The sequence below is a fragment of the uncultured Parasphingorhabdus sp. genome, assembly GCF_963975735.1.
Classification (GTDB): domain Bacteria; phylum Pseudomonadota; class Alphaproteobacteria; order Sphingomonadales; family Sphingomonadaceae; genus Parasphingorhabdus.
Map to the genome: position 1 here is coordinate 24,372 of NZ_CAXBIA010000016.1, position 22,121 is coordinate 46,492.

The following is a 22,121-nucleotide window of genomic DNA, read 5'->3' on the forward strand; positions in this document are numbered from 1 at the left end:
TTAATTTGTCCGGACAACTATAGCTCCACCAGTCTATTATACCAGAATAAAAAAGGCGAACCGAAACGGCTCGCCTTTTTTCTGTGCATAGACTGCTTGCGATCGTTTCAGAAGTCGAACCGTGCTTTGATCAGGAAGGTCCTAGGCGGGTTCAGATAGCTGTAGGTGGCAAGAGATGATTCTACGGCTTCCTGGTCCAGGCAATTGGAGCATTCGGCAGACAATGCCCAGCCCGTGTCGCTCCGCAGGGCTATGTTGCCATTGACGATCCAGCGACTCTTGCTGAATGATCCGACGATGAAGTCGCCGCCAAACGGATTAGACGGGAACACGGTTCCGGTGGAGCTGGTAATTGGCCCGTTAAAGAGGCTGAACTGGCTAGTGCTCACTTCGCTTTTGTCCCGCCAACTTGCGTTGAGGGCCGGAACAAGTGAAAGTCCGCCACCAAGATCGGCTTCATAGCTGCCACCGATTGCGAGATTGAATTTCGGAGTCCGGACAGGCTGTGCCAGAGTGCCGTCCGAAGCAATAATGCCGACACCGCAGTTTGATGCCTCAGCCGCGCCGCCGCCGGGAACCAGATTGGCGGCCAGCTGGGCAAGGCAACTGGCTTGCTGGCTGGCTACCGAACCGACACCAAAGGCATCGAGCAAGGGCGCATTGGCATCAATCTTGTACTTGTCGTCCTGATATCCAAAGGATGCGAACAGGTTCAGTCCGTCAACCGGAACAGCGGTGACCTCCAGTTCGATACCCTTATTCTCGTAGTCGGCGAAGTTGCGGGTTATGAATGCGATTGACCCGTTCGTCCTTGTGAAGGCGGACGGCGTCTGAAGATTCGCGATATCGAGATAGTAAGCCGTGAGATTGATCCGCAACCGGTTATCCAGTAATTCCGACTTGATACCCGCTTCATAGTTCCAGGCGGTTTCCGGTCCGAATGGCAACAGCTCGCTCGGCGCTGTGCCGCGTGCGTTCCAGCCCCCGGATTTAAATCCTCGTGTTGCCGAGATAAACAGCAGCAGATCGTCATTGGGCTGGAAATTGACGGCAAACCGGGGTGTCCAGATCTTGGTTGTCTGGGTCTGGGGAATGGCCATGCCGTTCGCAGCCGTCAGGTTCAGATCGTCGATGCAGGTCGCTTCAAGCGTGCCGTCGTTGCAGCTTGCCCGGTTGTCGCTGATGCTGAACTTCTTGGTTTCATCCGTGTAGCGGATACCGGCGGTCAGCTTGATCCGGTCGGTGACGTTGAGATCGCCCTGCAAATAGCCCGCATAGGCCTTGGTCGAATTGCGCAGGGTGCGGTCCGCCAGAATCAGCGGGAAGCCGTCTGGTGGCGGAGCGAATGGCAGGCTGATCGAAAAGAGATCGCCAAAATCGCTGTAATTATCCTCCTCGAAATAATAGAGACCTCCGACCAGATCGAGCAGCCCGTCGCCGAGCGAGGCGTTCAGTTTGATTTCCTGCGTGAACTGCGAAAATTCGCCTTCATTGACAATGGTGAAACCGCCTAGAGTATATCCGAGCACGTCCGGAACCGGATTGGCCAGGCTTGGCAGCCCCCGGCCATCAGCAAAGTCGAGCGCATAATCCTGCGCTGTATAGACATAACCGGTGATGATATTGACTGTAAAATCCTCGCCGCTGCCGATTTCCAGATTGGACGATATGAAATCCATGTCGGTATCGTTGCCAAGGCCGAAATTGTCTTTCTTGCCGGTGAAACGGCCGCCAAGATTTCCGTCTTCGGTATAGCCGGTGGTGACGAAGCGCCCGTCACAATTGGCTGGATTTGCGGGGTCGCAAGCGAAATTCAGGATGTTCGCGCCCTCGGTATTGATGTGCATATAGGAACCGGTCCAGCGGGCGGTGTCGGACAGCTCGCCGCGAAAGCCGAGACGGACGCCCCAGCCGTCATTTTCATTCACCCTTTCACCGGTTGTCGTATTCTGGGCATAGCCCTCGTCCTGCTGGTAATATCCAGAGACCTTGACCGCAAAACTATCCGCCAGCGGAATGTCGAGCGAGGCCCTCGCCATATATTTTTCGTAGCTACCATAGCCCGCCTCGACAAAACCGGCAAATTCATTGCCGGGTTCCTTGAGAAAGAGATTGACCGCGCCTCCGGTGGTGTTGCGGCCAAATAGCGTGCCCTGCGGCCCACGCAAAACTTCCAGACGCTGGACGTCGAACAGCGATAGATTATTGGCATTTTGGCGGCTGATATAGATATCGTCGACATAGGTGCCAATCGGCGGATCAAAGGTCGGAATCGTTTCGCTATTGCCGATCCCCCGCAGATAATAGGAATTTGCCGAACCCAGACCGGTGTTGTTCAACCCAACCAGATTGGGAACAAATTGCGCCATTTCCAGCGCATTGGAAACCCCTCGGCGGAGCAATTCTTCCTCGTCGAAAGCGCTGACCGAAATCGGGATATTCTGCACGCTTTCCTCGCGACGCTGGGCGGTCACCACGATAACGCCGAGCCCGCCCTGTTCAGCGGCCTCGTTTTCGTTGGCAGATTGCGCATGCGCGGGAATAGCAGTTCCCAAAGCGGCCAGTGCGACTGATGCAAGCATTAAATTTTTCAAAATGTCATTCTCCCGGAGCGTTCCCATTTGTCCGGACAAATCTACATAGTGTATACAGTTTGGCAAGAAATTGATTCGTTCAGCTTTCATTTGCGCGATCATCTGTGGCAAAAAGAGCGCATAGGGGGATATTATTATGGATTTTATGGTCGTCAGTTTTTACCAACTACTTGTTTTTGTGCACATTATCTTGTTTGTGCTGTGGTTGGGTGCGGATGTTGGCGTGTTCATGCTCGGACAACATTTTCGCAAGCGTGACAAATATGACCTGCCGCAACGGCTGATCTTGCTGCAACTGCTCGTCAATCTTGACATGGTGCCGCGCACCGCCTGGGCACTGATGGTGCCGCTGACATTGACCATGGTCGATGCCGGTGGCTGGTGGGACCTGCCGGTCTGGACGCTGGTCGCGGCTTGGGCGGTTGGCGGCTTCTGGCTCTGGCTGGTCTGGGACGCTCACCGCCACGACCAGACCGAACGCGCCGCCCGTGATCGCAAAATCGAGAAGCCGCTGACCATTGGCCTGACGGTTTTTTATATCGGCCTCGGAATGGTTTCGTTATCCCAAGGCTTTCCTCTTGCTCCGGTCTGGCTAGCGACCAAAGCGCTGATGTTCGGGCTGATATTTGCAGCTGCGATCATGATTGACGTGGCCTTCAAACCGGTAGGCCCACAGCTTGGCAAGCTGATCGCCGAAGGATCGTCGGACGAGACCGAAATCCCGCTGCTCCACACCATGAACCGGACCCGGATCTGGGTCTGGATTGTCTATTTTCTACTACTTGCGACCGCATTTCTCGGCAATATCAAACCATTTTGATCGAATAGTAAGACGCACCCTGACAAAAAAAGAGGCCGGTCCCCCGACCGGCCTCCCAGGGAGGAACCATGTCTTCCGGTATTATTTCTCGCTCGCCTTGGCAGCCCGTTCGGCATCGACCATTTTCTTGAACACTGTCCAGGTCGTTTCATTCGGCCGGGCATCGTCACCGGGAGGCGGCGCAGTATATTCCGGATGGTTGAGCGCAATCTCGTCCTTGATCACCTTCGGCAGGTCATCATAGCTCTTCAGCTTCGCACCCATCGCATTGAACACCATCTGGCCTTGACGTCCGCGCATTTTCATCCATGGCATCCAGTCGGAGATACGAACCCAGCTGATGGTCGGATAGGCGGTCGGATTTTTGGTATCAAGCATCTCGTCGGCCAGCATGGCGAAGTCGAAAATCTCCATCGCATGATATTTGTTGCCGACATAATCCTGATAATCGCCGGCCAGAACATTGTGATAGAATAATGGTACTTCCATCGGCAGGAACAACCATTTTCCCTGCCGGCGCATCGTTGAAATCTTGTAAGGCTTTCCGTCCGCGGAATAAGGATAGCTGGCGCCGCCGTTCACCGGATCATTGGCGATCTGCATGACATTGACGGTTTCGCCGCTCCACGGATTTTCCCAGGTCCGCAACACTTCGTTGGTCTTGGGGTCAAGATAGAACATCACTTCGCGACTCACCTGGCGATAACCGACTCCGCGCTTCGGGTCTTCGACGCGAACACATTGACGTATGTTCATGCCTTCGCCGTTGAACAAATGACGGTCAGGTTCGCCGGCTACCCGGGAATAAACTTTCCCGGACCAATAATAGACCGCTGGCACGCCGTCGGCTTCACCGCATTGCGTGCGCTTCATGATTTCGAGCGCATCTTCCGCCTTATTGGGGTCTAAAGTTCGTGCAAATGCGGGGGTTACAACAGTGCTTGCTGCGCCAATTGCTAATGCGACACTGAGTTTAAAATCTGCTTTCATAGCTCTTTCTCCACAAGTGAATGGGGTAAATTAATTTCACTTTCAGGTTGACTTTATATTTGTCCGGACAAATTGGGAGGGAGCAATATCGTATTTTTGAGCATTGGATATCATGATCACCTTCACCAACTTTCTTTTTGTTCCGGCGAATCGCCCCGAACGTTACGTAAAAGCGGCGTCTAGCGGAGCCGATCTGATCTGCATTGATCTGGAAGATTCAGTCCCTGCCGATCAAAAGGATGCTGCGCGCCAATCTGTGCTGACGGCCCTTGCTAGCCTTGATCGGGAAAAAACCGCTGTCCGGATCAATGGTCTAAACACCGCTGACGGTCTCGCAGATCTGCTAGCGCTGAGGAATGCTGATCACAGCCCCTCACTGGTTTTGATACCGATGGTAGAAAACGCGAGCGAAATGCAAATTGCTCATAATATCCTCGGCGACAAGGTCGATGGCCTTATTCCCCTGATCGAAACGGTCAAGGGATTGCGCTCCGGAGATTCTATTGCGGCCAGCAAGGGCGTGACCGCGATGATGTTTGGTGGTGGCGATTTTTCAGCTGAGCTTGGAACCAAGCTGGAATGGGAGCCGCTTCTGGCTGCGCGGGGGGCTTTCATCATGTGCTGTGCTTCAGCGCAGATCATGGCGATCGATGTGCCCTATATCGACATGTCGAACGAAGATGGCCTTGCTGAAGAATGTACTCGCGCCAAGGCGATGGGCTTCCATGCCAAGGCAGCCATCCACCCCAAGCAAATTGCAGCCATTCAAACGGCGATGCGGCCGAGCGAGGCAGATATCACCGAAGCAAGGGAAGCAATTGCCGCTTATGACCAGGCGGGTGGCAAAGCGATTAGTCACAATGGCCGGATGCTCGAAGCGCCGGTCATGGAACGCTACCGGCGGATCATCAAATCCGCCTGATTGAAATTATAATTGGATAAGGAAAAATAGATATGCGTGATGGAGTTATTGAAGTCAGTCCCGGTCGTTTCCGCGAGACATTTGGCCGTTATTTCGAAGATTTCGTGGTTGGTCATATTTACGAGCACCGTCCCGGCCGGACGATCACCGACACCGACAATGTTCACTTTACGCTGCTGACGATGAACACCCATCCTGCACATTTTGACTATGAGTTCGCGAAGAAGACCGAATTCAAGAAGCCGATTGTCTGCTCACCGCTGACGGTAGCGCTGATGGTAGGAATGAGCGTTTCAGACACGAGTCAGAAAGCGGTTGCCAACCTGGGTTGGGACAAGATCCGTCTTACCCACCCTCTGTTCCCGGGCGATACCCTCTATGCCGAGAGCGAAGTGCTCGACAAGCGCGAGTCATCCTCACGACCGGAACAAGGCATTGTTAAGGTCAAGACAATTGGCAAGAATCAGAATGATGACGTGGTTTGCACATTCGAGCGTACCATGTTGATCTGGAAACGCGGCTTCGGCGGCGCAGACGATTAGAATTCGCGAACAAGGAAAATGAAAATGGCTGATGCCGTAAATATGAATCAAATCCGAACCATCGATCCGGACGACGAACGCGCGTTCATGGACGCCATTCAGAAATGGGTGGAAGGCGAAGTCATTCCGGTCGTGATGGAACATGATCACGGCGATATATGGCCGGAAAAGCTTGTAGCGCAAATGGCCGAAATGGGTCTTTTCGGAGCCACCATCGGCGAAGAATATGGTGGACTCGGCCTACCTGCAACGACCTATGCGAAGATCATCGCCTATATCTCCTCCTACTGGATGGCTATTACCGGAATCGTCAATTCGCACCTGATCATGGCGGCGGCGGTCGAGCGTTTCGGAACAGAAGATCAGAAAAGAAAATGGCTGCCGAAATTTGCAAGCGGAGAAATTCGTGGCGGACTGGCGCTGACCGAGCCCAATGCGGGAACCGACTTGCAAGCGATCCGGACCGTCGCGACGCGCGATGGTGATGACTATGTGATCAACGGCACCAAGACCTGGATTTCCAACGGCATCAAGGGCGAGTGCTTCGCATTGCTGGTCAAGACTGACCCCAAGGCAGACCCGCGCTACAAGGGCATGAGCCTGATGATTGCGCCCAAGGGAGAAGGTTTTGGCGTCGGCAAGAAATTCGACAAGCTTGGCTACAAATCGATCGACAGTGCCGAACTGATGTTCGACAATTACCGTATCCCGGCGGAAAATCTGATTGGCGGCGTAGAAGGCCATGGCTTTTTCCAGGCGACTGGCGGTCTCGAACTCGGCCGCATCAACGTCGCTGCGCGTGGCGTTGGCCTCGCGGACGGCGCTTTGCGGCTGGCAACAGAATATGCCCAGTTACGCGAGACCATGGGCAAGCCGATATGCGAACATCAGGCGATCCAACTGAAGCTCGGTGAAATGGTGACCCGCGCACGGGCCGCACGTCTGCTGACGCTGGATGCCGCGAAAATCTATGACCGCGGCGAGCGCTGTGACATGGAAGCCGGTATGGCCAAATATTTTGCTTCCGAAGCCGCTGTCAGAAATTCCGAAGAAGGCCTGCGGATTCATGGCGGCTATGGATATTCGAAAGAATATGACATTGAGCGCTATTATCGCGATTCCATCCTGATGTGTATCGGCGAGGGAACCAACGAAATGCAGCGGATGATTATTTCGAAACAATGGGTAAAAAGGAATCCGGCTTGATGGATTTGAGAACGCCGGGATATCATCGCCTATATTTGCAATCTTCAGGAGCTTCCGGCGATCGCCGGAACGACATTTCGTCATGAGCGTAAAACAACCCCTCAAGGGCTTCCGCGTCCTCTCGGCAGAGCAATATGGCGCCGGCCCTTATGGTACAATGTTTCTCGCCCAACTGGGAGCCGACGTCATCAAGATCGAACCGCCCAAGGGCGGCGATACGGCGCGGCATGTCGGGCCGCACTGGTTGCGCGATCAGGAAAGTCTCTATTTCCAGAGCTTCAATCTAAACAAACGGTCGCTGACTCTGGATCTTCGTACGGATGAAGGTACGGAAATCCTGCACAAGCTGGTCAGGGAATCGCATGTCATGGCGAATAATTTGCGCGGCGATGTGCCCGCAAAAATCGGTCTCGACTATGACTCCCTGAAAGCGGTAAATCCGGCCATCGTCTGCGCCCATGTTTCTGCTTATGGTCGCGACAATGAGCGCGCGAAATGGCCAGGCTATGATTATCTGATGCAGGCCGAAGCGGGTTTTTGCGCATTGACCGGCGATCCCGATGGCCCACCGGTCCGCTTTGGTCTGTCGATGGTCGATTTCATGTCAGGCACACAAATGGCGGTCGGTCTGCTCGCCGCCCTGCTTGATGCTCAACGATCCGGAGAGGGTTGTGACGTCGATGTGGACCTTCTGTCCGCGGCGATTCACCAGACCAGCTATCCTGCGCTCTGGTACATGAATGAAGGCGATATCACCGGACGTGTGCCACGCGGAGCACATCCATCGGCGACACCCAGCCAGATGTTCAAGGCCGCCGACGGGTGGATGTTTGTGATGGCACAGATTCCAAAATTCTGGCCGATATTATGCGAACGCATCGGACAAAATGCTCTGATCGCTGATCCGCGTTTCGATACGCCGGCCAATCGTTTGACCAACCGTACCGAGCTTTCGGACCTGCTGGACAGGGTCTTCAGCGAAAAGCCGGTCGCGCAGTGGCTAAAGTTGCTGCAGGGCCATATGCCGGTTTCTCCGGTCTATGAACTCAACCAAGCCCTGGATAATCCATGGCTTCAAACCATTGGCATGCGCGACACAGTTAACCATCCGGACAATCCCGAGATGGATGTTCTTTCCAGCCCGATCAAACTCAATGGCCAGCGCCTTCCCAATAAAGCAGGGCCGCTGCTTGGTGCCGATAGCGACACTATCTTGAATGAAATCGGATATGATGACGATGCTATTGCACAGCTTCGCGCCGGGGGGGTTATCTGATTTTATGGGCAAGCTGTCGGGTATAAAAGTTGTCGATCTGTCGCTGTTTCTGCCGGGTCCCATGCTGACGATGATGATGGCGGACCATGGCGCAGAGGTGATCAAGGTCGAGCCGCCTGCGGGCGATCCGGCCCGCGAAATGGAACCGGTCGAGGCCGGCCAGTCGGTCTGGTTCCGTAACCTCAATCGCGGCAAGCAGGCGCTGGCGCTGGATCTGAAATCCGACGAAGGGCGCGAGCGGCTTTGGGCTTTGCTTGCGGATGCCGATGTGATGATCGAGGGCTTTCGGCCCGGTGTCACGAAGCGTCTCGGGTTTGACTATGATGCGGTCGCTGCCAAAAATCCGCGTATCGTCTATTGCTCGATTTCGGCTTTTGGCCAGGAAGGCGAGATGGCACATCATCCTGCCCATGATCTGGCAGTGCAGGCTCTTTCGGGCTTTCTGTCGGTCAATGATGGTCCGGACGGCATGCCGGTTGTACCGGGCGTACCTTCGGCGGATATGGCGGCGGGACTGAACGGATTGTCCGCTGTGCTGATGGCGTTGCTTGGCCGTCAACAAACCGGCCGTGGCGACTATGTCGACATCGCCATGTATGACTCGATGTTGCCATGGTGCGCCCATATTGCGGGCAGCGCGATACAAGGTGGAAACTCTCCCACCTCCCAGACGCAGCGTTCGCTGGGCGGAGCTGCATTTTATAATGTTTACAAAACGATGGATGGGAAGCATGTCGTTCTCGGGGGCCGCGAAGTCAAATTTGCGAAGGTCCTGCTAACCGCTCTCGACCGGATCGATTTGCTACCGTTGGCCGAGATGGAAGCGGGAGAGCCGCAGAAATCCCTTATAGAATTTCTTCGCAACACATTTGCGACCAAAAGCCGCGATCAATGGGTGCAATGGTTTGCGGACAAGGATGTCGCGTTCTCGCCTGTGTTAAATTTCCGCGAAGCGCTCGATCAGGGTTTTGTTCAGGAACGAGGCCTGCTCGTCGAAGCAAATGGTTCGCACCAGATCGCCCCCGCTTTTAAATTCCGGTCGGAAGATAACTGGCAGCCGTCGGAAGCCCCGGAACTTTTGAAATGAGCCGTTCAGTCAACCTCGATATGCATCGAATAGACGAAGCGGTCGCCAGGATGATAGCTGGCCGAAATCTCGAGCAGCCGGTCATTCTCGTCAAAAAAGCAACGAAGGATGCGCAGGATCGGGTCGCCTTCTTCAAGCCCAAGGTCGCCCGCGAAATTTTTTGTTGCCGCAATCGCCTGAATATCCTGGGTCACCCGGTTAACGGTGACATCCGCATATTCTTCGATCTGGCCAAAGAGCGTCGCGCCATCGACGTCTATTCTCTCGACAGAATCGGCGAGCTCGGGGTTGATCCAGGCAACCGTTACCGCGATCGGCCGCTTCCGGTCCGGTTTCAGCCTTTTGCCATGGAAGACGAACCATTCAGCTTTGGTGGTAATACCGATCTGTTCGGCGATCTTTACCGGAATGGCTTGCGGCGGCAATTTTTTAAAACTGATAGTGGTGTCGCGGGCATATTGCATAATCTCGCCGACATTGCTCAGCGGTTGATGCAGCGCACCGGCTCGCGCAGTGGCGGGCTGAACAATGGTACCCGATCCGCGTCTGCGGGCGATCAGACCTTCGGCCGTGAGTTTGCGCAACGCCTCGCGAACCGTAAACCTGCTGACGCCAAATTTCTTGCAAAGCACCGACTCGGTCGGAAAGTCACCGGCATCAGGATAATCCCCGCGCAGAACTTCCTCACGGATTTCGTCCGCCAGCTCCAGATAACGCGGCTTCTTTTTCTTCGGTGCTTCAGCTTTTTGTCCGGACATAAGATGACCTTAAGACGGGTAGCGACATGACGCAAGAGAGCGTGACAGAGAAACTTGTAGCCCATTTGATGCGCCCCGTGGATGAGCCCGCACGGCAACGGGCGAGATTGCATCTTCTGGATTGGCTGGGATGTGTCGCCGGCGCGCGGCAGAGCGATGTTGCAAGGCTGAGCGTTCATGACACGCAAGCAGATGCTATTCGAAAATCCGCATGGCTGGGCAACGTTCTGGAAATGGATGATGTTCACCGCGTTGCCACTCTTCATCCCGGACCCGTGATATGGCCCTGCCTGCTAGGCCGAAGGCTGGAGCCGATGGACAATATGCTGGATAATGCCGTCCGCGGATATGAGGCCTGTATCGCAATTGGCTCGACCTTCGACGCTCGGCACTATGAATATTATCACAATACCGCGACAGCCGGATATTTCGGAGCTGTTGCTGCTGCCTTTGACTATCCGTCCGCCAATGAAACGACATCGCAGTTGGTTTCCGCAATGGGGCTGGCCGGATCAGTCGCTGGTGGCTTTTGGCAGATGCGGCACGAACCGGGACAGGGCAAGCAGTGGCACATTGTCCATGCTATCGAAACCGGGATCAATGCGGTAACTTATGCTAGCGGTTCGGTTGCCGGCCCGCGCTTCATTCTCGAAGGCCCGCAAGGGCTTTACGCTGCGACCTGCAAGGATCCCAAAGCAATGACCTTGCCGGATCAATGGCGCATCCATGACGTAAGTTTCAAACCGTGGGCTGCCTGTCGCCACGCCCATCCGGCGATTGATGTCGCGCTGGAATTGAAAGCAAGACTCGGATCGCTCGAAGGCGATATTCTGATCGAGACTTATGCCGACGCGATAGCTTTTTGCGATCGGCCAGAACCGCAGTCGGTAAATGATGCGAAATTTTCAATTCAGCATGCGGTTGCGGTTATCGCTGGATCAGGCGTGCCGCAACTCGCCGATTTCGAACCTGAAGCCATAGCCGCCTTTGCCGGTTCGCGGAACCGGGTGACGGTCTTGGAGGCATCCGATATCAGCTCCCGTTATCCCCAGCATTTTGGAGCGCGCATCACTTGCGCAGGCGAAACGATCGAGCTTGTCGACACGCGAGGTGATCCCGAGCGCCCGCTTTCGACAGAAGGTATAATTGAAAAAGCACGCTCGCTGATTGCCTGGGGCGGTTTGCCGGAAAAGGAAGCCGAGCGGGCGGTCGATCTGGCGCTCGATGGCGATGATGCAAGTGCAATAGACAAGATGCTGACGGATTGGTTATCATGAACGCAACTCGGAAAATTATCGAATTCGCAGCAGCCGATCACGCGTTGCCAGACCATGTGAAAACGACGGCATTATATCTGCTGGGTGACACTTTGGCCGGCGGAGCGGCCGGAGCGGCTTCCAGCGAAGCGCAAGCGATGCTCAGCGCGGTCCAGAGATGGGGAGCGGGAATTGACGCACGACTGCTCGGATCGAGTGATCGTCTTCCTGCACCATCGGCCGCCTGGTTCAACGGTTTCGCGATTCATTGTCTCGAATGGGATGCGGTGCACGAGCCCGCCGTGGTCCATGCGATGTCGGTGGTCACAGCGGCTTTGCTTGCTTCGTCGGACCGGATGGGCGGTTGTGATCAGGATGATTTTCTGACCGCGCTTGCGGTGGGCGTTGACATAGCCAGCGGTCTCGGCGTTGCCGCCACCGGTGGAATGCAATTTTTCCGCCCCGCGACAGCAGGAGTCATCGGTGCTTCGCTGGCCGTGGCGAGACTGGAAGGTTTCGCGACAGAAAAATTTCCCGACATTCTCGGCCTCGCCTATTCGCAGACTGCGGGGACGATGCAGGCGCATGTCGAGGCGTCGATTGCCTTGCCGTTGCAAATTGCCAATGCGGCGCGGGCGGCGATTACCGCGGTCGATCTGGTCAGCGCCGGAATGGACGGTCCACATGATGCTCTGGAAGGACCGTTCGGTTATTACCAACTCATCGAGCCCGGCGACCTAACCCTCTATACCGATAATATGGGCAAAGGCTGGCTGATCGAAGATGTCAGTGTCAAACCCTTCCCGTCAGGAAGGGCCAGCCACGGAATATTGGGCGCACTCGACAACATGTTGCGCGACGGCGCGCTCGACAGCTCCCGGATTGTAGCGCTCGACATTGCTGCGCCGCCGTTGATCCACCGTCTTGTCGGGCGCCCCTATAAAGCGGATATGAGTGCCAGCTATGCGCGGCTGTGCCTGCCTTTCCTCGTGCCATTGATGCTGCGCGACGGCATTGTTGATCCTCGCTGTTTCACGTCGCAGGAATTTGGCAATCCGGATTTGTTAAAGCTCGGAGAGAAAGTGACGGTCCGGATTGACGGCAACCCGGACCACAACGCCCTTACGCCCCAAAGCCTGACCATCACATTGCGCGATGGCAGCAAAGTCGAGCGCAAAATCACCGATAATCTCGGTAGCCCCTCTGCGCCAATGTCCGAAGCGCAGACCGGGTCCAAGCTCGATCTTGCCCGCAACCTCGCCAGCTCAAATCACGACCCCCGAATTTTTGATGATCCTCTAGCTTATGCCACGGAGCCCCAATGACCTTTCCGACCTATTTCGAAACTTTCGACGCCAAACAGATGCTGGACCAATATCCGGTAGGGGATGATTTCGTTAGTCGCTACACCGCCATGTCCCGCGATGAACTCTACGCTATTCAGGACAAGCAATTTCTGAAACTGATGCAACGCGGATGGGAAATCCCCTTCTACCAGCGTCTGTGGGGCGCTCAGGGAATCGAGCCGGGCGACATCAGGGGCCTGGTCGATATCACCAAATTGCCGGTCTATGACAAGTCCGATCTCATGGCATCGGTCAATGACCATCCGCCTTATGGCGACTTTGACGGGCGCGGCGACACACCGGTTATCTTCCACACGACCAGTGGCACGACAGGCCGCCCGCAGCCTTTGATGTTCGGCCCTAAAGGCCGCGAAATCACCAATCTTCTCGTCGGTCGTATGTATCGCTGGATGGGACTGGGCCGGGATGATGTGGTGCAATCGGTCTACGGGCACGGGATGATCAACGGCGGCCATTATATCCGGGAATCGGTAACCCATTTCACCAACTCCCTGTTCCTGAGCGCGGGAACCGGCATCGAGACGCGTTCTATCAACCAGGTCAATCTGATGGCGGATTTCGGCGTCACCTGCATGGTCGGATTTGTCGACTATGTCCGCAAACTGGCGGATGTCGCGGAAGCGGAAAATCTGTTCGACCGGATCAATCTCAAGATGATTATCGGCCATTTGGGAACCGAGGACCGGGCTTCGACCGAGGCGGCGTGGCACGGGGCGAAAGCCTTTGACTGGTACGGAGTCGGTGACACCGGCAGCATCGCTGGCGAAGGACCGGACCGCGATGGCCTCTATGTCTGGGAAGACGCGCAATATCTGGAGTTGCTTGGCATCGACGACGGCCTGCCAGTGGCTCCCGGTGAGACTGGCGATATGGTAGTGACATGCCTGTTCAAGGACGACATCGCGCCGTGTATACGGTTCAACACCCATGACATTACCGAAGAACGGACCGATACCAATGCAACCGGTATGGTGTTCAAGCGGATATCGGGTTTCAAGGGCCGCAGCGACAATATGGTGAAGCTACGCGGGATCAATATTTTCCCGCATGCCGTCGGTTCGATTATCGAAAACCGGGACGATCTTACCGGTGAATATGTCTGCTATGTTACCCGCGATGAAAAAGGCCGGGACGACATGAGAGTCGTTCTTGAAAGCCGTGGCGGATCGGACATATCCCAGCTTTCCGATCTTCTGCGCAAGGGGCTTGGTATCGAGATTACGGTTGATCTGGTCGACGTGGGCGGCACCGCCGCAGCCAGCCAGATCGATGTGCGGCAGAAGCCGATCCGGCTGATCGACGAACGGGGGCTTTGAACCGGACAATGATCCAGTTGGGAGATCTTGAGGCCAGAAATGCCGCGCTTAACGCCTTCGTCGACTTTGACGAAAGCGCGCAATGCGGCGACGGCCCGCTGAATGGCTTTACGATCGGGGTCAAGGCCAATATCGCGGTCAAGGGATTGCCCTGGACCGGCGGGATCGGTGCCTATCGTGACCGCATCGCCAGTCGCGATGCCGATGCTGTGGCCAGGCTCCGTAAAGCAGGAGCGGCGATCATCGGAACGCTCAACATGGAAGAGGCTGCGCTCGGAGCGAAGACCGATAATCCCTTTTTTGGTGCGACCCAGAATCCGCACCGCCTCGGCTATACGCCCGGCGGATCGTCGGGCGGTAGCGCGGCGGCGGTTGCTGCCGGACTGTGCAATGTTGCCTTGGGCACCGATACGATGGGATCGGTCCGGATACCGGCGGCCTATTGCGGCATATATGGATTGAAGCCGACACGGGGCGCGATCAGTCAGGACGGTCTCGAAATTGCCGAAGCGAACCTCGACAGCATCGGTCCGTTGGCGCGATCATTGGAAGATTTGGAAGCATGTTCGCGGGTCTTGATGGAATGGAACTCTCCGCAAGTCATTGATAATATTGCTTTGTTGGAGAATCTCGGAGACGTGGTCTGCGAGGCTGCCGTGTTGGAGAATTACGGAAAAGCCTGTGCGGCTTTGAACGCCACCGACGGTTTTTGCTTGCCCTATCCGCTCACCCGCATCCGCTATGCGGGGTTCATTTCGACGTCTCTCGCCTTGTCCGAATCGCTTGGCGAACTGCTGACGACCCATCCGGACGGAATATCTGAAAATCTCAAGTTTCTGATGACCTTTGGTCCCCAACGCAGTGAACCCGATCTTGCCGAAGACAGGAAAATTCTGGCCGAGGTCAGCGAAGCCGTAAATGCGGTTGTCGAACAACATGGCGCGATTCTGCTGCCCACCGCTCCGCAGGCCGCTTTCAGTCATGCCGACAGGGCTCCCGCCAATCAGGCGGATTTCACCTGTCTTGCCAATATCGCCGGCTTGCCCGCGATCAGCATTCCTGCAGGGTGGAACGATCAAGGCCTGCCGGTCGGTGTCCAGCTTGTCGGAGCGGCCGGCAACGAAGCCGGGCTGATGCAACTGGCCAAAAAACTCGACGGCCAATTATCGGCCTATCGCCAACCGCCCCTATTTTACGGAAAATGAAGGAGAAAAAGATCATGCGCATCATCGTCATATTCAACCTCAAACAGGGCGTCAGCGCCTCCGATTATGAAAATTGGGCCAAGACCGCCGATATCCCGGGCGTGAACAAGCTCGGTTCGGTAAACGGCTTCACGGTCCACAAGGCGACCGGTCTGTTTGGGTCGGACGAAGCCTCGCCCTATCAATATATTGAAGTGCTCGACATCAACGGCATGGATGATTTTGTCGCCGATATCTCGACCGAAGAATTTCAGGCGATTGCTGCCCCGTTCCAGGATTTCGCCGATAATCCGCAATTCATTCTGACCGAGGATATCTAATGGCAGGCCGCTTTGACGGAAAAACCGTCGTCGTAACCGGATCGGGAAAGCAGAAGGGGCTCGGTCAGGGAATATTGCAGCGTTTTGCCGATGAAGGCGCCAATTGCGTTGTTTCCGACCTTGTCATCGGCGAAGAGGAACAGGCGGTGGCCGACGAACTGCGCGGACGCGGAGTCAGGGTTGCGACCATTGCCTGCGATGTCAGCGACGCAGCCCAGTGTCAGGCGCTGGTCGATCAGGCCGTCAAAGCCTTCGGGGCAGTCGATATATTCATCAACAACGCCGGCATCGGCTTCATGATGAAGCCATTGCTGGAGGTCGATCCCGCAGATTGGGCGACGGTCATCGGTGTTAATCTCTCCGGCGCCTTCTACTGCACACAGGCAGCGGCCAAAGCGATGGTAAAAACCGGCAATGGCGGGCGCATCATCAATATCGCCAGCCAGGCAGCCAAGACGGCGTTCCCGCATCTTCCGGCCTATGTCAGTTCGAAACATGGCATGATCGGCCTGACCAGAGCGAGTGCAGTCGAACTGGGCGCGCACGGCATAACCGTCAACGCGGTTTGTCCCAACCATGTGACGACCGGTCTCGGCGCGCAGCAGAATGAATATTTCTCCAAACTTCTGGGGTTTGACACGGTCGAGGAATATGTCGCCAACATGAGCGTCAAGAACCCGATGGGCAGGCCGGGCTTGCCAAGCGATACCGCTGCGGCGTGTGCGTGGCTGGCTAGCGATGACGCTTTCTACATGACGGGCGAGGCGCTGAACGTGTCTGGCGGGGAGGAAATGCACTGATGCAAGAAGAACGCATGGAATGGCCGGACGGCGCCAAAATGGCGCTGAGCATTGTCGTCAATGTCGAAGAAGGCAGCGAGATGACAATCGCTCGCGGCGACCGCGGCATGGAGCCGGTCGATGAACTGGGCATCCATATCAAGTCGCCGATCCGCAATTATGGCAACGAGAGCAATTATCTGTACGGCATCAAGGCCGGTGCCCCTCGGGTGGTAAAATTGCTCAGGCAATTTGATATCATGGCCAGCTGGACCGTCGCCGCGATGAGCCTGGAGAACCATCCGGAGATTGCCCACGCGATTGCCGATCTGGGACACGAGCCGGTCAGTCACGGCTATCGCTGGGTTCACCAGTTCAAGATGGACGAGGAAAAAGAACGCGAATTCATCCGCAAGGCGGTCAGCTCAATCGAGAAGACCGTGGGCGTCCGCCCTTATGGTTGGCTGTCGCGCTATTTCCATACCGACAACACCAGACGGCTTCTGATCGAGGAAGGCTTCGCCTATCATATGGATGATTATTCGGGCGATATTCCTTTTTGGGACAAGGACACCGTGCCGGGCAAACCTCTGACGATCGTGCCCTATCAGTTGGACAGCAACGATATGAAAATGTGGACCGATCCGGCGATGACGCCACAGCACTGGCTGGACTATGCCAAGCATAATTTCGACCAGATTTACCGCGAAGGCGAAGAGGGCAATCCCAAGATGATGTCGCTTGGCCTGCATCTGCGGATCATCGGCCGCCCGGGCCGGATCTGGGCGTTTGAAGAATTTCTCAAACATGTCCGTTCGAAGAAGGATGTCTGGATCGCCTCACGCCACCAGATCGCCCAGCATCTGGCCAAGGTGGATCCGGCATGACTCTGCGTCTGGAAAAAAACGGCAAGATCGCGCATCTGGTCATCGATCGCCCGGCCAAGCGCAACGCTTTCACCCAGGATATGTGGGAGCTGTTCCCCGACCTGCTCGCCGATGCGATGGCGGACGAGTCCATCCGCGTCTTGACCGTCCATGCCAGCACCAAGGACAGCGCCTTTTGCGCCGGAGCCGATATCGGCGAATTTGGCACAGGATCGACCGATCCGGTCTGGCGAGCGAAAAACCAGGCAGCAATCGGCAAGGTCCAGCATGAACTGGCACAAGCCCCGAAGCCCACGATTGCGGTGATTGACGGCGATTGCATCGGCGGCGGATGCGGGATTGCCTTGGCCTGTGATCTGCGCATTGCCGGCGCTGCCGCCCGCTTTGGTATCACGCCGGCCAAACTCGGCCTGGTTTATCCGCTGCACGACACCAAATTGCTGGTCGATGCCGTTGGCCCGTCTCAGGCGAAACGCATCCTGTTCACCGGTCAGATCCTGTCTGCCGAAGAAGCGTTGCGTATCGGCCTGATCACCATATTGGCCGACGACCCCTATGGCGAAGCAATGGCGCTGGTAGATGTCATGGCTTCGGTTTCTTCCCACAGTCAGCGGATGAGCAAACATGTCATCCAGCGCATCCTCGAAGGGCAGCCGGACGACGATGCCGCAACCAAAGCGCTGTTCAACGCCGCGTTTGACAGCGACGATTTCAAGGAAGGCGTGAGTGCGTTTCTCGAGAAGAGAAAGCCGGAATTCTAATATGACCCATAATCTACAACATGGCTCGATACTGGGCGGCGTAGCGGTTGTGCCTGATCTGGAAGCCGCACTGCGGGGCTATCGCGATATACTCGGCATGTCCGTTGTCGAACAGGGTGCGCTGTCGTCCGACCTCGCGGACAGCTGGGGCTGCCCGGACAGCGCTGGCTGCGCCATGGCTGCGCTGCAACCGGCCAGCGGTGCCGATTGCCATATCCGTCTGGTCGAACAGCCTGATCGTCTCGACTTCAGGCCGACGACAAGTTTTGGCTGGGCGGCCTTCGAGCTGACCGTGCAGGATGTGTTCGGCTGGCCGGACCGTCTGGACGGCAGCGGTTTTGATATTGTCGGTCCGCCCAAGGAACTGGCAGGGCTGCCCTATTTCGTTCCGATGCAGGTGCTGGGGACAGGGCGCGAGATGGTCTATCTCAACGAGGTTCGCGAAAACACGCCTTCCTCCGACCTGCCAAAGGCCCATTCGCCGACGGACCATATTTTCATCGTCATTCTCGCGGCGCCGGATCGCGCCGCCACGGTCCAATGGTATCGCGAGCGTCTTGCTCTGTCAGAGGGCGATACCTATACGCTGGCCTACAGCATGATCAATGACGCCTTCGGAAAACCGGCGGACGCGCTGTCCGATCTGACGATGGTGCAAAAAGACCGGCTGCCGATCATCGAAGTTGATGACTATCCCGTGGAAGCTACCGTTCGTGAACGGCACGACGGCATGTTGCCGCCGGGCAATGCGCTGGTCAGCCTGGCCGTCGATGATCTCGACAAGATCGATGTCGAATGGATCACGGTACCGCAGAAGCGCGATTCAGCGCCTTATTGCGGACGGCGCTCGGCGACGACCGTAGGGCCTGCTGGGGAGTTGCTGGAGCTGATCGAAATCCTGTAGCATCGAGAGCCGAGTGTGACCCGGCAGACGGTTTCAGGATGTCCTGCGATGCTGCCCCGGTTGCCACTGGTCTGGCGTAAACAAGTTGCTCGCCGATTCAAACGGCTTGTCTTCAAGCGCGGTCGCCAGGCTATCATTCCAGCGGTTGAGAAAGCCGAACATGCTGATCACGGCCATGATTTCGGTCTTCTGGCGTTCGTCAAAATGCACATCCAGTGCAGCGAAATGTTCGTCGGTGGCGGCGTTGGGGACCTGTCCCGCAGCAAAGGCAAGGTCGAGCGCTGCGCGTTCTGCTGCGGTGAATATCTTCAAGCCATTGCGGGGCCGGTGCCCTGGTATATCGTCTGTGCCAGTCGCTGAGTTTTTCTCGGGCCTGATTCGCTATTTCATGTTCGGCTGGTTCAACGATTAAATCTTGCCTGGAATCGGTTAGCCAAATCTATATTTGCCAATGAGCGACAATCTGCTTCAGTTTGTCCATATCCAGAACCTTGTTCCATTCGGCCTCTCGCTTCCGACTTTGTTGCAATCTGTCTGATCATCAACGCACCCAGTATAAAGCGGGGCATTGAAGGTCGCTTGAAATTGTCGGGGAGAAAAAGGCCGGCGCTTGTCACGCCGCCGCCGCAAAGCCAGGAAGCGGTAGTGCTATCACCGCTCCATTATTCAACTTTGATCAAAGATGATCCGTTAAAACCTGTTGGGCAGCGTGATAATATCGTCTGTTCAACCGTTGAAAGGACGGTTTGATACCGTCCCACACGGAGTTCTGCGATATGTGTGAAGTAGTGGTGACCCCTACGGGATTCGAACCCGTATTTCAGCCGTGAAAGGGCCGCGTCCTAACCCTTAGACGAAGGGGCCAAACCAATTGCTGGTCAGCGAGCCACGGCCATTAGGGGTGCGCTGGACTTTGGTCAACCCTCTTTTCGCCGGAAATACGGCCTATTTTCTGGCGCTGTGGCAGACCGCCTGCAGCTTGTTGCCTTCCGGGTCGCGAACATAGGCTCCATAATAGTTGGGATGATAATGGGGACGCAGTCCCGGGGCACCTTCGTCGCTCCCGCCATGCGCCAGTGCGGCGGCATGAAAAGCATTGACGGCGGTACGCGATGGCGCGAGAAAGGCTGCATGATTACCGTTTCCGGCCTGGGCAGGCTGGCCATCAAAAGCCGGGCCGATGAACAGTTTTGGACCGGTCGCGGTGCCATAGGCTTTGCCGGTTTCGTGGCGCAGGAAAGGTTCGATATCCAGTGTTTTCATGATCGCGTCGTAAAAGGGTTCGACAGCGGCGAAATCATTGATTCCCAAAGTGATGTGGCTGAACATGTTTTTTTCTCCCTCAATCGGCCCAGGCGGCATCTTCCAGATGGATTTCCGCCGACGGGCGGCTGCCCCAGTCATCGATCTTCGCGCGGCCTGCTATCCACAATTTCCGCCCTCGCGGAGCGTGGAGCAATGCCTGACCGAGATCACTTTCCGCAGCGCGAAAGGCGATCGTCTTGATCGAGGCGCCGTCATCGCCGGCGACGATCATCCGGACATGGTCGGTTCCGACAATATCGCATTTGATGATTCGCACCGGACCGGTGGCGATGCGCGGTGCGGGCCAGCCCATACCATAGGGGCCGGCGCCATCCATCGCTTCGACCATCGTCGGATTGACACCCTTCGGCGACAGTACCGCATCGAGCAGCAGCGCCTTGCCATCCTGCGCCTTGCCGACGCTGTCCGCGAGCCGGTCGTTGAGAAATTCCGAAAAGGCGTCGACCTTGTCCGCTTCGATGGTGATGCCCGCAGCCATCGCGTGGCCGCCGCCGGCGATAAGCAGACCGCTATCCTTGGCGGCGATGATCGCGGCACCGAGATCGATGCCGGAAATCGAACGTCCCGAACCTTTGCCGATTCCCTCTTCGTCCAGCGCGATGATGATCGCCGGACGGTTCAGCTTTTCCTTGATCCGGCCAGCGACAATACCGATCACGCCGGGATGCCAGCCTTTGGCGGAGAGTACCGCTACGGCCTGATTTTGCTGCGAGGAACACATGGCATCCGCTTCCTCGAGCACATGGGCCTCGATCGCCCGACGTTCCTGATTGAAATGGTCGAGTTCGGCGGCGATGGCCTGCGCTTCCTCCGGATCTTGCGTGATCAGCAATCGCACGCCGAGATCCGATTTGCCGACCCGTCCACCGGCATTGATCCGCGGACCGAGAGCAAAGCCGAGGTCGGAGCAGATCGGTGCGCGTTTGAGCCGGCTGGCGTCGATCAGCGCCGACAGGCCGATATTCTGGCGCCCTGCGAGCACCTTGATGCCCTGCGCGACAAAGGCCCGGTTAAGGCCGCGCAGCTGCGCGACATCGGCGACCGTGCCCAGAGCGACGATATCCAGCAGCTCGAGCAATTTCGGTTCGGTTCGATCCTTGAAGAAGCCTTGCTTGCGCAGAGTTCTGACCAGAGCAGCCCCGAGCAGGAACGCCATGCCGACCGCTGCGAGATGGCCGTGTTCGGCGCCCGCATCGCTCTCGTCCAGCCGGTTCGGATTGACCAGCGCGAGCGCCTTGGGCAGTTCCACCGCACATTTATGGTGGTCGACCACGATCACCTCGACACCGGCCTGATGGGCCATGTCGAGCGCTTCAAAGGCCATTGCCCCGCAATCGACGGTGACCACCAGATTACTGCCCTGTTCGCCGAGCCTAACCAGAGCCTCGCCCGACGGACCATAGCCTTCCATCAGCCGGTCCGGGATATAATAGCTCGCTTCCAGTCCAAGGTCCCTCAGCAAGCGGATCAGCAAGGCAGCGCTGGTCGCGCCATCGACATCATAGTCGCCGAATATTGTGACCTTTTCCTGATTCCTGATGGCAAGCGCCAGGCGGTCCGCCGCCTTGTCCATATCCTGAAACACCGAGGGATCGGGCATGAAGCCGCGGATCGTCGGGTCGCGGTTGACCTCCAGCGTTTCCCGGCTGGCACCACGGGCGAGCAACAATTGGGTGACCAGATCATCCGGTTGGAACCCGGGATCGCGCGCGTCGGCGCTGGTACTGCGCCAGCGCCAGGTCTGGCCGGACAGGGATTTTTCTACGTTCAATACTGCATTCATGGTCGGTGCTATGCGTGAAAGC

Annotated in this window: 21 protein-coding genes and 1 tRNA gene; 15 read left to right on the forward strand and 7 right to left on the reverse strand. The window is 56.5% G+C overall.

Translation table 11 applies throughout. The features are described 5' to 3' along the window. Positions 1-107: 107 nt before the first annotated feature. Positions 108-2,582: a TonB-dependent receptor gene (locus AACZ86_RS14095; RefSeq protein ID WP_339693583.1), complete on the reverse strand. Its 2,475-nt coding sequence runs from the start codon at positions 2,580-2,582 to the stop codon at positions 108-110. A 148-nt stretch (positions 2,583-2,730) separates the two neighbouring features. Here AACZ86_RS14095 and AACZ86_RS14100 point away from each other — a divergent pair, with 148 nt between their 5' ends. After that, positions 2,731-3,414, forward strand: coding sequence for a hypothetical protein (locus AACZ86_RS14100; protein WP_339693584.1), 684 nt, complete (start codon positions 2,731-2,733; stop codon positions 3,412-3,414). Between the two features lie 81 nt (positions 3,415-3,495). Here the strand turns inward: AACZ86_RS14100 and AACZ86_RS14105 are convergent, their stop codons facing one another. Continuing rightward, positions 3,496-4,404 carry a DUF1838 family protein gene (locus AACZ86_RS14105; RefSeq protein WP_339693586.1) on the reverse strand — a complete coding sequence of 303 codons (909 nt, stop codon included), beginning with the start codon at positions 4,402-4,404 and terminating at the stop codon, positions 3,496-3,498. A gap of 112 nt (positions 4,405-4,516) precedes the next feature. Between AACZ86_RS14105 and AACZ86_RS14110 the strand changes: the two genes are divergently transcribed. The 5 genes from AACZ86_RS14110 (at position 4,517) to AACZ86_RS14130 (ending at position 9,437) form a co-directional block, all read left to right on the forward strand. Further along, positions 4,517-5,326 (forward strand): CoA ester lyase, encoded by an 810-nt coding sequence (locus tag AACZ86_RS14110; RefSeq protein ID WP_339693588.1) that lies wholly within the window; start codon positions 4,517-4,519, stop codon positions 5,324-5,326. Positions 5,327-5,358: 32 nt separating this feature from the next. Beyond that, on the forward strand, positions 5,359-5,868 hold the full coding sequence (locus AACZ86_RS14115; protein ID WP_339693589.1) for a MaoC family dehydratase: 510 nt from the start codon (positions 5,359-5,361) through the stop codon (positions 5,866-5,868). 24 nt (positions 5,869-5,892) lie between these two features. After that, a complete protein-coding gene (locus AACZ86_RS14120; protein WP_339693591.1) occupies positions 5,893-7,074 on the forward strand; it encodes an acyl-CoA dehydrogenase family protein in 1,182 nt (393 codons plus the stop codon). 82 nt (positions 7,075-7,156) lie between these two features. Further along, a complete protein-coding gene (locus AACZ86_RS14125; protein ID WP_339693593.1) occupies positions 7,157-8,350 on the forward strand; it encodes a CoA transferase in 1,194 nt (397 codons plus the stop codon). Next, positions 8,304-9,437 carry a CoA transferase gene (locus AACZ86_RS14130; protein ID WP_339693595.1) on the forward strand — a complete coding sequence of 378 codons (1,134 nt, stop codon included), beginning with the start codon at positions 8,304-8,306 and terminating at the stop codon, positions 9,435-9,437. The genes AACZ86_RS14125 and AACZ86_RS14130 overlap by 47 nt, the downstream gene beginning before the upstream one ends. A gap of 5 nt (positions 9,438-9,442) precedes the next feature. On the opposite strand, the gene AACZ86_RS14135 is transcribed toward AACZ86_RS14130, so the two are convergent. Then, positions 9,443-10,195 carry a GntR family transcriptional regulator gene (locus AACZ86_RS14135; RefSeq protein ID WP_339693597.1) on the reverse strand — a complete coding sequence of 251 codons (753 nt, stop codon included), beginning with the start codon at positions 10,193-10,195 and terminating at the stop codon, positions 9,443-9,445. A gap of 26 nt (positions 10,196-10,221) precedes the next feature. Here AACZ86_RS14135 and AACZ86_RS14140 point away from each other — a divergent pair, with 26 nt between their 5' ends. From AACZ86_RS14140 to AACZ86_RS14180, 9 genes are read left to right on the forward strand one after another with little or no spacing between them, the layout of a single operon-like run. Next, a complete protein-coding gene (locus AACZ86_RS14140) occupies positions 10,222-11,472 on the forward strand; it encodes an MmgE/PrpD family protein (RefSeq protein WP_339693599.1) in 1,251 nt (416 codons plus the stop codon). Beyond that, positions 11,469-12,776, forward strand: a complete 1,308-nt coding sequence (locus AACZ86_RS14145) for an MmgE/PrpD family protein (protein WP_339693601.1) — start codon at positions 11,469-11,471, stop codon at positions 12,774-12,776. The genes AACZ86_RS14140 and AACZ86_RS14145 overlap by 4 nt, the downstream gene beginning before the upstream one ends. Next, positions 12,773-14,134: a phenylacetate--CoA ligase family protein gene (locus tag AACZ86_RS14150; RefSeq protein ID WP_339693603.1), complete on the forward strand. Its 1,362-nt coding sequence runs from the start codon at positions 12,773-12,775 to the stop codon at positions 14,132-14,134. Before AACZ86_RS14145 ends, AACZ86_RS14150 begins: the two co-directional genes overlap by 4 nt. Before the next feature lie 8 nt (positions 14,135-14,142). After that, entirely contained in the window at positions 14,143-15,339 is a 1,197-nt protein-coding gene (locus tag AACZ86_RS14155; RefSeq protein ID WP_339693605.1) for an amidase, read from the forward strand. Further along, on the forward strand, positions 15,336-15,659 hold the full coding sequence (locus AACZ86_RS14160) for an REDY-like protein HapK (RefSeq protein ID WP_339693607.1): 324 nt from the start codon (positions 15,336-15,338) through the stop codon (positions 15,657-15,659). The genes AACZ86_RS14155 and AACZ86_RS14160 overlap by 4 nt, the downstream gene beginning before the upstream one ends. After that, entirely contained in the window at positions 15,659-16,459 is an 801-nt protein-coding gene (locus tag AACZ86_RS14165; protein WP_339693609.1) for an SDR family NAD(P)-dependent oxidoreductase, read from the forward strand. Before AACZ86_RS14160 ends, AACZ86_RS14165 begins: the two co-directional genes overlap by 1 nt. Next, the gene (locus AACZ86_RS14170) at positions 16,459-17,325 is read left to right on the forward strand and encodes a polysaccharide deacetylase family protein (protein ID WP_339693610.1); all 867 of its coding nucleotides are present in this window, start codon (positions 16,459-16,461) and stop codon (positions 17,323-17,325) included. Before AACZ86_RS14165 ends, AACZ86_RS14170 begins: the two co-directional genes overlap by 1 nt. Further along, positions 17,322-18,086, forward strand: coding sequence for an enoyl-CoA hydratase-related protein (locus AACZ86_RS14175; protein WP_339693612.1), 765 nt, complete (start codon positions 17,322-17,324; stop codon positions 18,084-18,086). Before AACZ86_RS14170 ends, AACZ86_RS14175 begins: the two co-directional genes overlap by 4 nt. A 1-nt stretch (position 18,087) precedes the next feature. Then, on the forward strand, positions 18,088-18,990 hold the full coding sequence (locus AACZ86_RS14180) for a VOC family protein (protein ID WP_339693614.1): 903 nt from the start codon (positions 18,088-18,090) through the stop codon (positions 18,988-18,990). A gap of 33 nt (positions 18,991-19,023) precedes the next feature. Here the strand turns inward: AACZ86_RS14180 and AACZ86_RS14185 are convergent, their stop codons facing one another. The 4 genes from AACZ86_RS14185 to recJ form a co-directional block, all read right to left on the reverse strand. Continuing rightward, entirely contained in the window at positions 19,024-19,302 is a 279-nt protein-coding gene (locus tag AACZ86_RS14185) for a hypothetical protein (protein ID WP_339693615.1), read from the reverse strand. Between the two features lie 477 nt (positions 19,303-19,779). Next, positions 19,780-19,854, reverse strand: a tRNA-Glu gene (locus tag AACZ86_RS14190). 81 nt (positions 19,855-19,935) lie between these two features. Beyond that, positions 19,936-20,319, reverse strand: coding sequence for a VOC family protein (locus AACZ86_RS14195; RefSeq protein WP_339693617.1), 384 nt, complete (start codon positions 20,317-20,319; stop codon positions 19,936-19,938). Positions 20,320-20,332: 13 nt separating this feature from the next. Next, positions 20,333-22,099 carry a single-stranded-DNA-specific exonuclease RecJ gene (gene recJ, locus AACZ86_RS14200; RefSeq protein WP_339693619.1) on the reverse strand — a complete coding sequence of 589 codons (1,767 nt, stop codon included), beginning with the start codon at positions 22,097-22,099 and terminating at the stop codon, positions 20,333-20,335. Positions 22,100-22,121: the final 22 nt, after the last annotated feature.

What these genes read in the sequence shown, in the direction of transcription:
- AACZ86_RS14095 (WP_339693583.1), bottom strand. Translation starts at nt 2,582, where the DNA reads ATGCTTGCATCAGTCGCACTGGCCGCTTTGGGAACTGCTATTCCCGCG.
- AACZ86_RS14100 (WP_339693584.1), top strand. Translation starts at nt 2,731, where the DNA reads ATGGATTTTATGGTCGTCAGTTTTTACCAACTACTTGTTTTTGTGCAC.
- AACZ86_RS14105 (WP_339693586.1), bottom strand. Translation starts at nt 4,404, where the DNA reads ATGAAAGCAGATTTTAAACTCAGTGTCGCATTAGCAATTGGCGCAGCA.
- AACZ86_RS14110 (WP_339693588.1), top strand. Translation starts at nt 4,517, where the DNA reads ATGATCACCTTCACCAACTTTCTTTTTGTTCCGGCGAATCGCCCCGAA.
- AACZ86_RS14115 (WP_339693589.1), top strand. Translation starts at nt 5,359, where the DNA reads ATGCGTGATGGAGTTATTGAAGTCAGTCCCGGTCGTTTCCGCGAGACA.
- AACZ86_RS14120 (WP_339693591.1), top strand. Translation starts at nt 5,893, where the DNA reads ATGGCTGATGCCGTAAATATGAATCAAATCCGAACCATCGATCCGGAC.
- AACZ86_RS14125 (WP_339693593.1), top strand. Translation starts at nt 7,157, where the DNA reads ATGAGCGTAAAACAACCCCTCAAGGGCTTCCGCGTCCTCTCGGCAGAG.
- AACZ86_RS14130 (WP_339693595.1), top strand. Translation starts at nt 8,304, where the DNA reads ATGATGACGATGCTATTGCACAGCTTCGCGCCGGGGGGGTTATCTGAT.
- AACZ86_RS14135 (WP_339693597.1), bottom strand. Translation starts at nt 10,195, where the DNA reads ATGTCCGGACAAAAAGCTGAAGCACCGAAGAAAAAGAAGCCGCGTTAT.
- AACZ86_RS14140 (WP_339693599.1), top strand. Translation starts at nt 10,222, where the DNA reads ATGACGCAAGAGAGCGTGACAGAGAAACTTGTAGCCCATTTGATGCGC.
- AACZ86_RS14145 (WP_339693601.1), top strand. Translation starts at nt 11,469, where the DNA reads ATGAACGCAACTCGGAAAATTATCGAATTCGCAGCAGCCGATCACGCG.
- AACZ86_RS14150 (WP_339693603.1), top strand. Translation starts at nt 12,773, where the DNA reads ATGACCTTTCCGACCTATTTCGAAACTTTCGACGCCAAACAGATGCTG.
- AACZ86_RS14155 (WP_339693605.1), top strand. Translation starts at nt 14,143, where the DNA reads ATGATCCAGTTGGGAGATCTTGAGGCCAGAAATGCCGCGCTTAACGCC.
- AACZ86_RS14160 (WP_339693607.1), top strand. Translation starts at nt 15,336, where the DNA reads ATGAAGGAGAAAAAGATCATGCGCATCATCGTCATATTCAACCTCAAA.
- AACZ86_RS14165 (WP_339693609.1), top strand. Translation starts at nt 15,659, where the DNA reads ATGGCAGGCCGCTTTGACGGAAAAACCGTCGTCGTAACCGGATCGGGA.
- AACZ86_RS14170 (WP_339693610.1), top strand. Translation starts at nt 16,459, where the DNA reads ATGCAAGAAGAACGCATGGAATGGCCGGACGGCGCCAAAATGGCGCTG.
- AACZ86_RS14175 (WP_339693612.1), top strand. Translation starts at nt 17,322, where the DNA reads ATGACTCTGCGTCTGGAAAAAAACGGCAAGATCGCGCATCTGGTCATC.
- AACZ86_RS14180 (WP_339693614.1), top strand. Translation starts at nt 18,088, where the DNA reads ATGACCCATAATCTACAACATGGCTCGATACTGGGCGGCGTAGCGGTT.
- AACZ86_RS14195 (WP_339693617.1), bottom strand. Translation starts at nt 20,319, where the DNA reads ATGTTCAGCCACATCACTTTGGGAATCAATGATTTCGCCGCTGTCGAA.
- recJ (WP_339693619.1), bottom strand. Translation starts at nt 22,099, where the DNA reads ATGAATGCAGTATTGAACGTAGAAAAATCCCTGTCCGGCCAGACCTGG.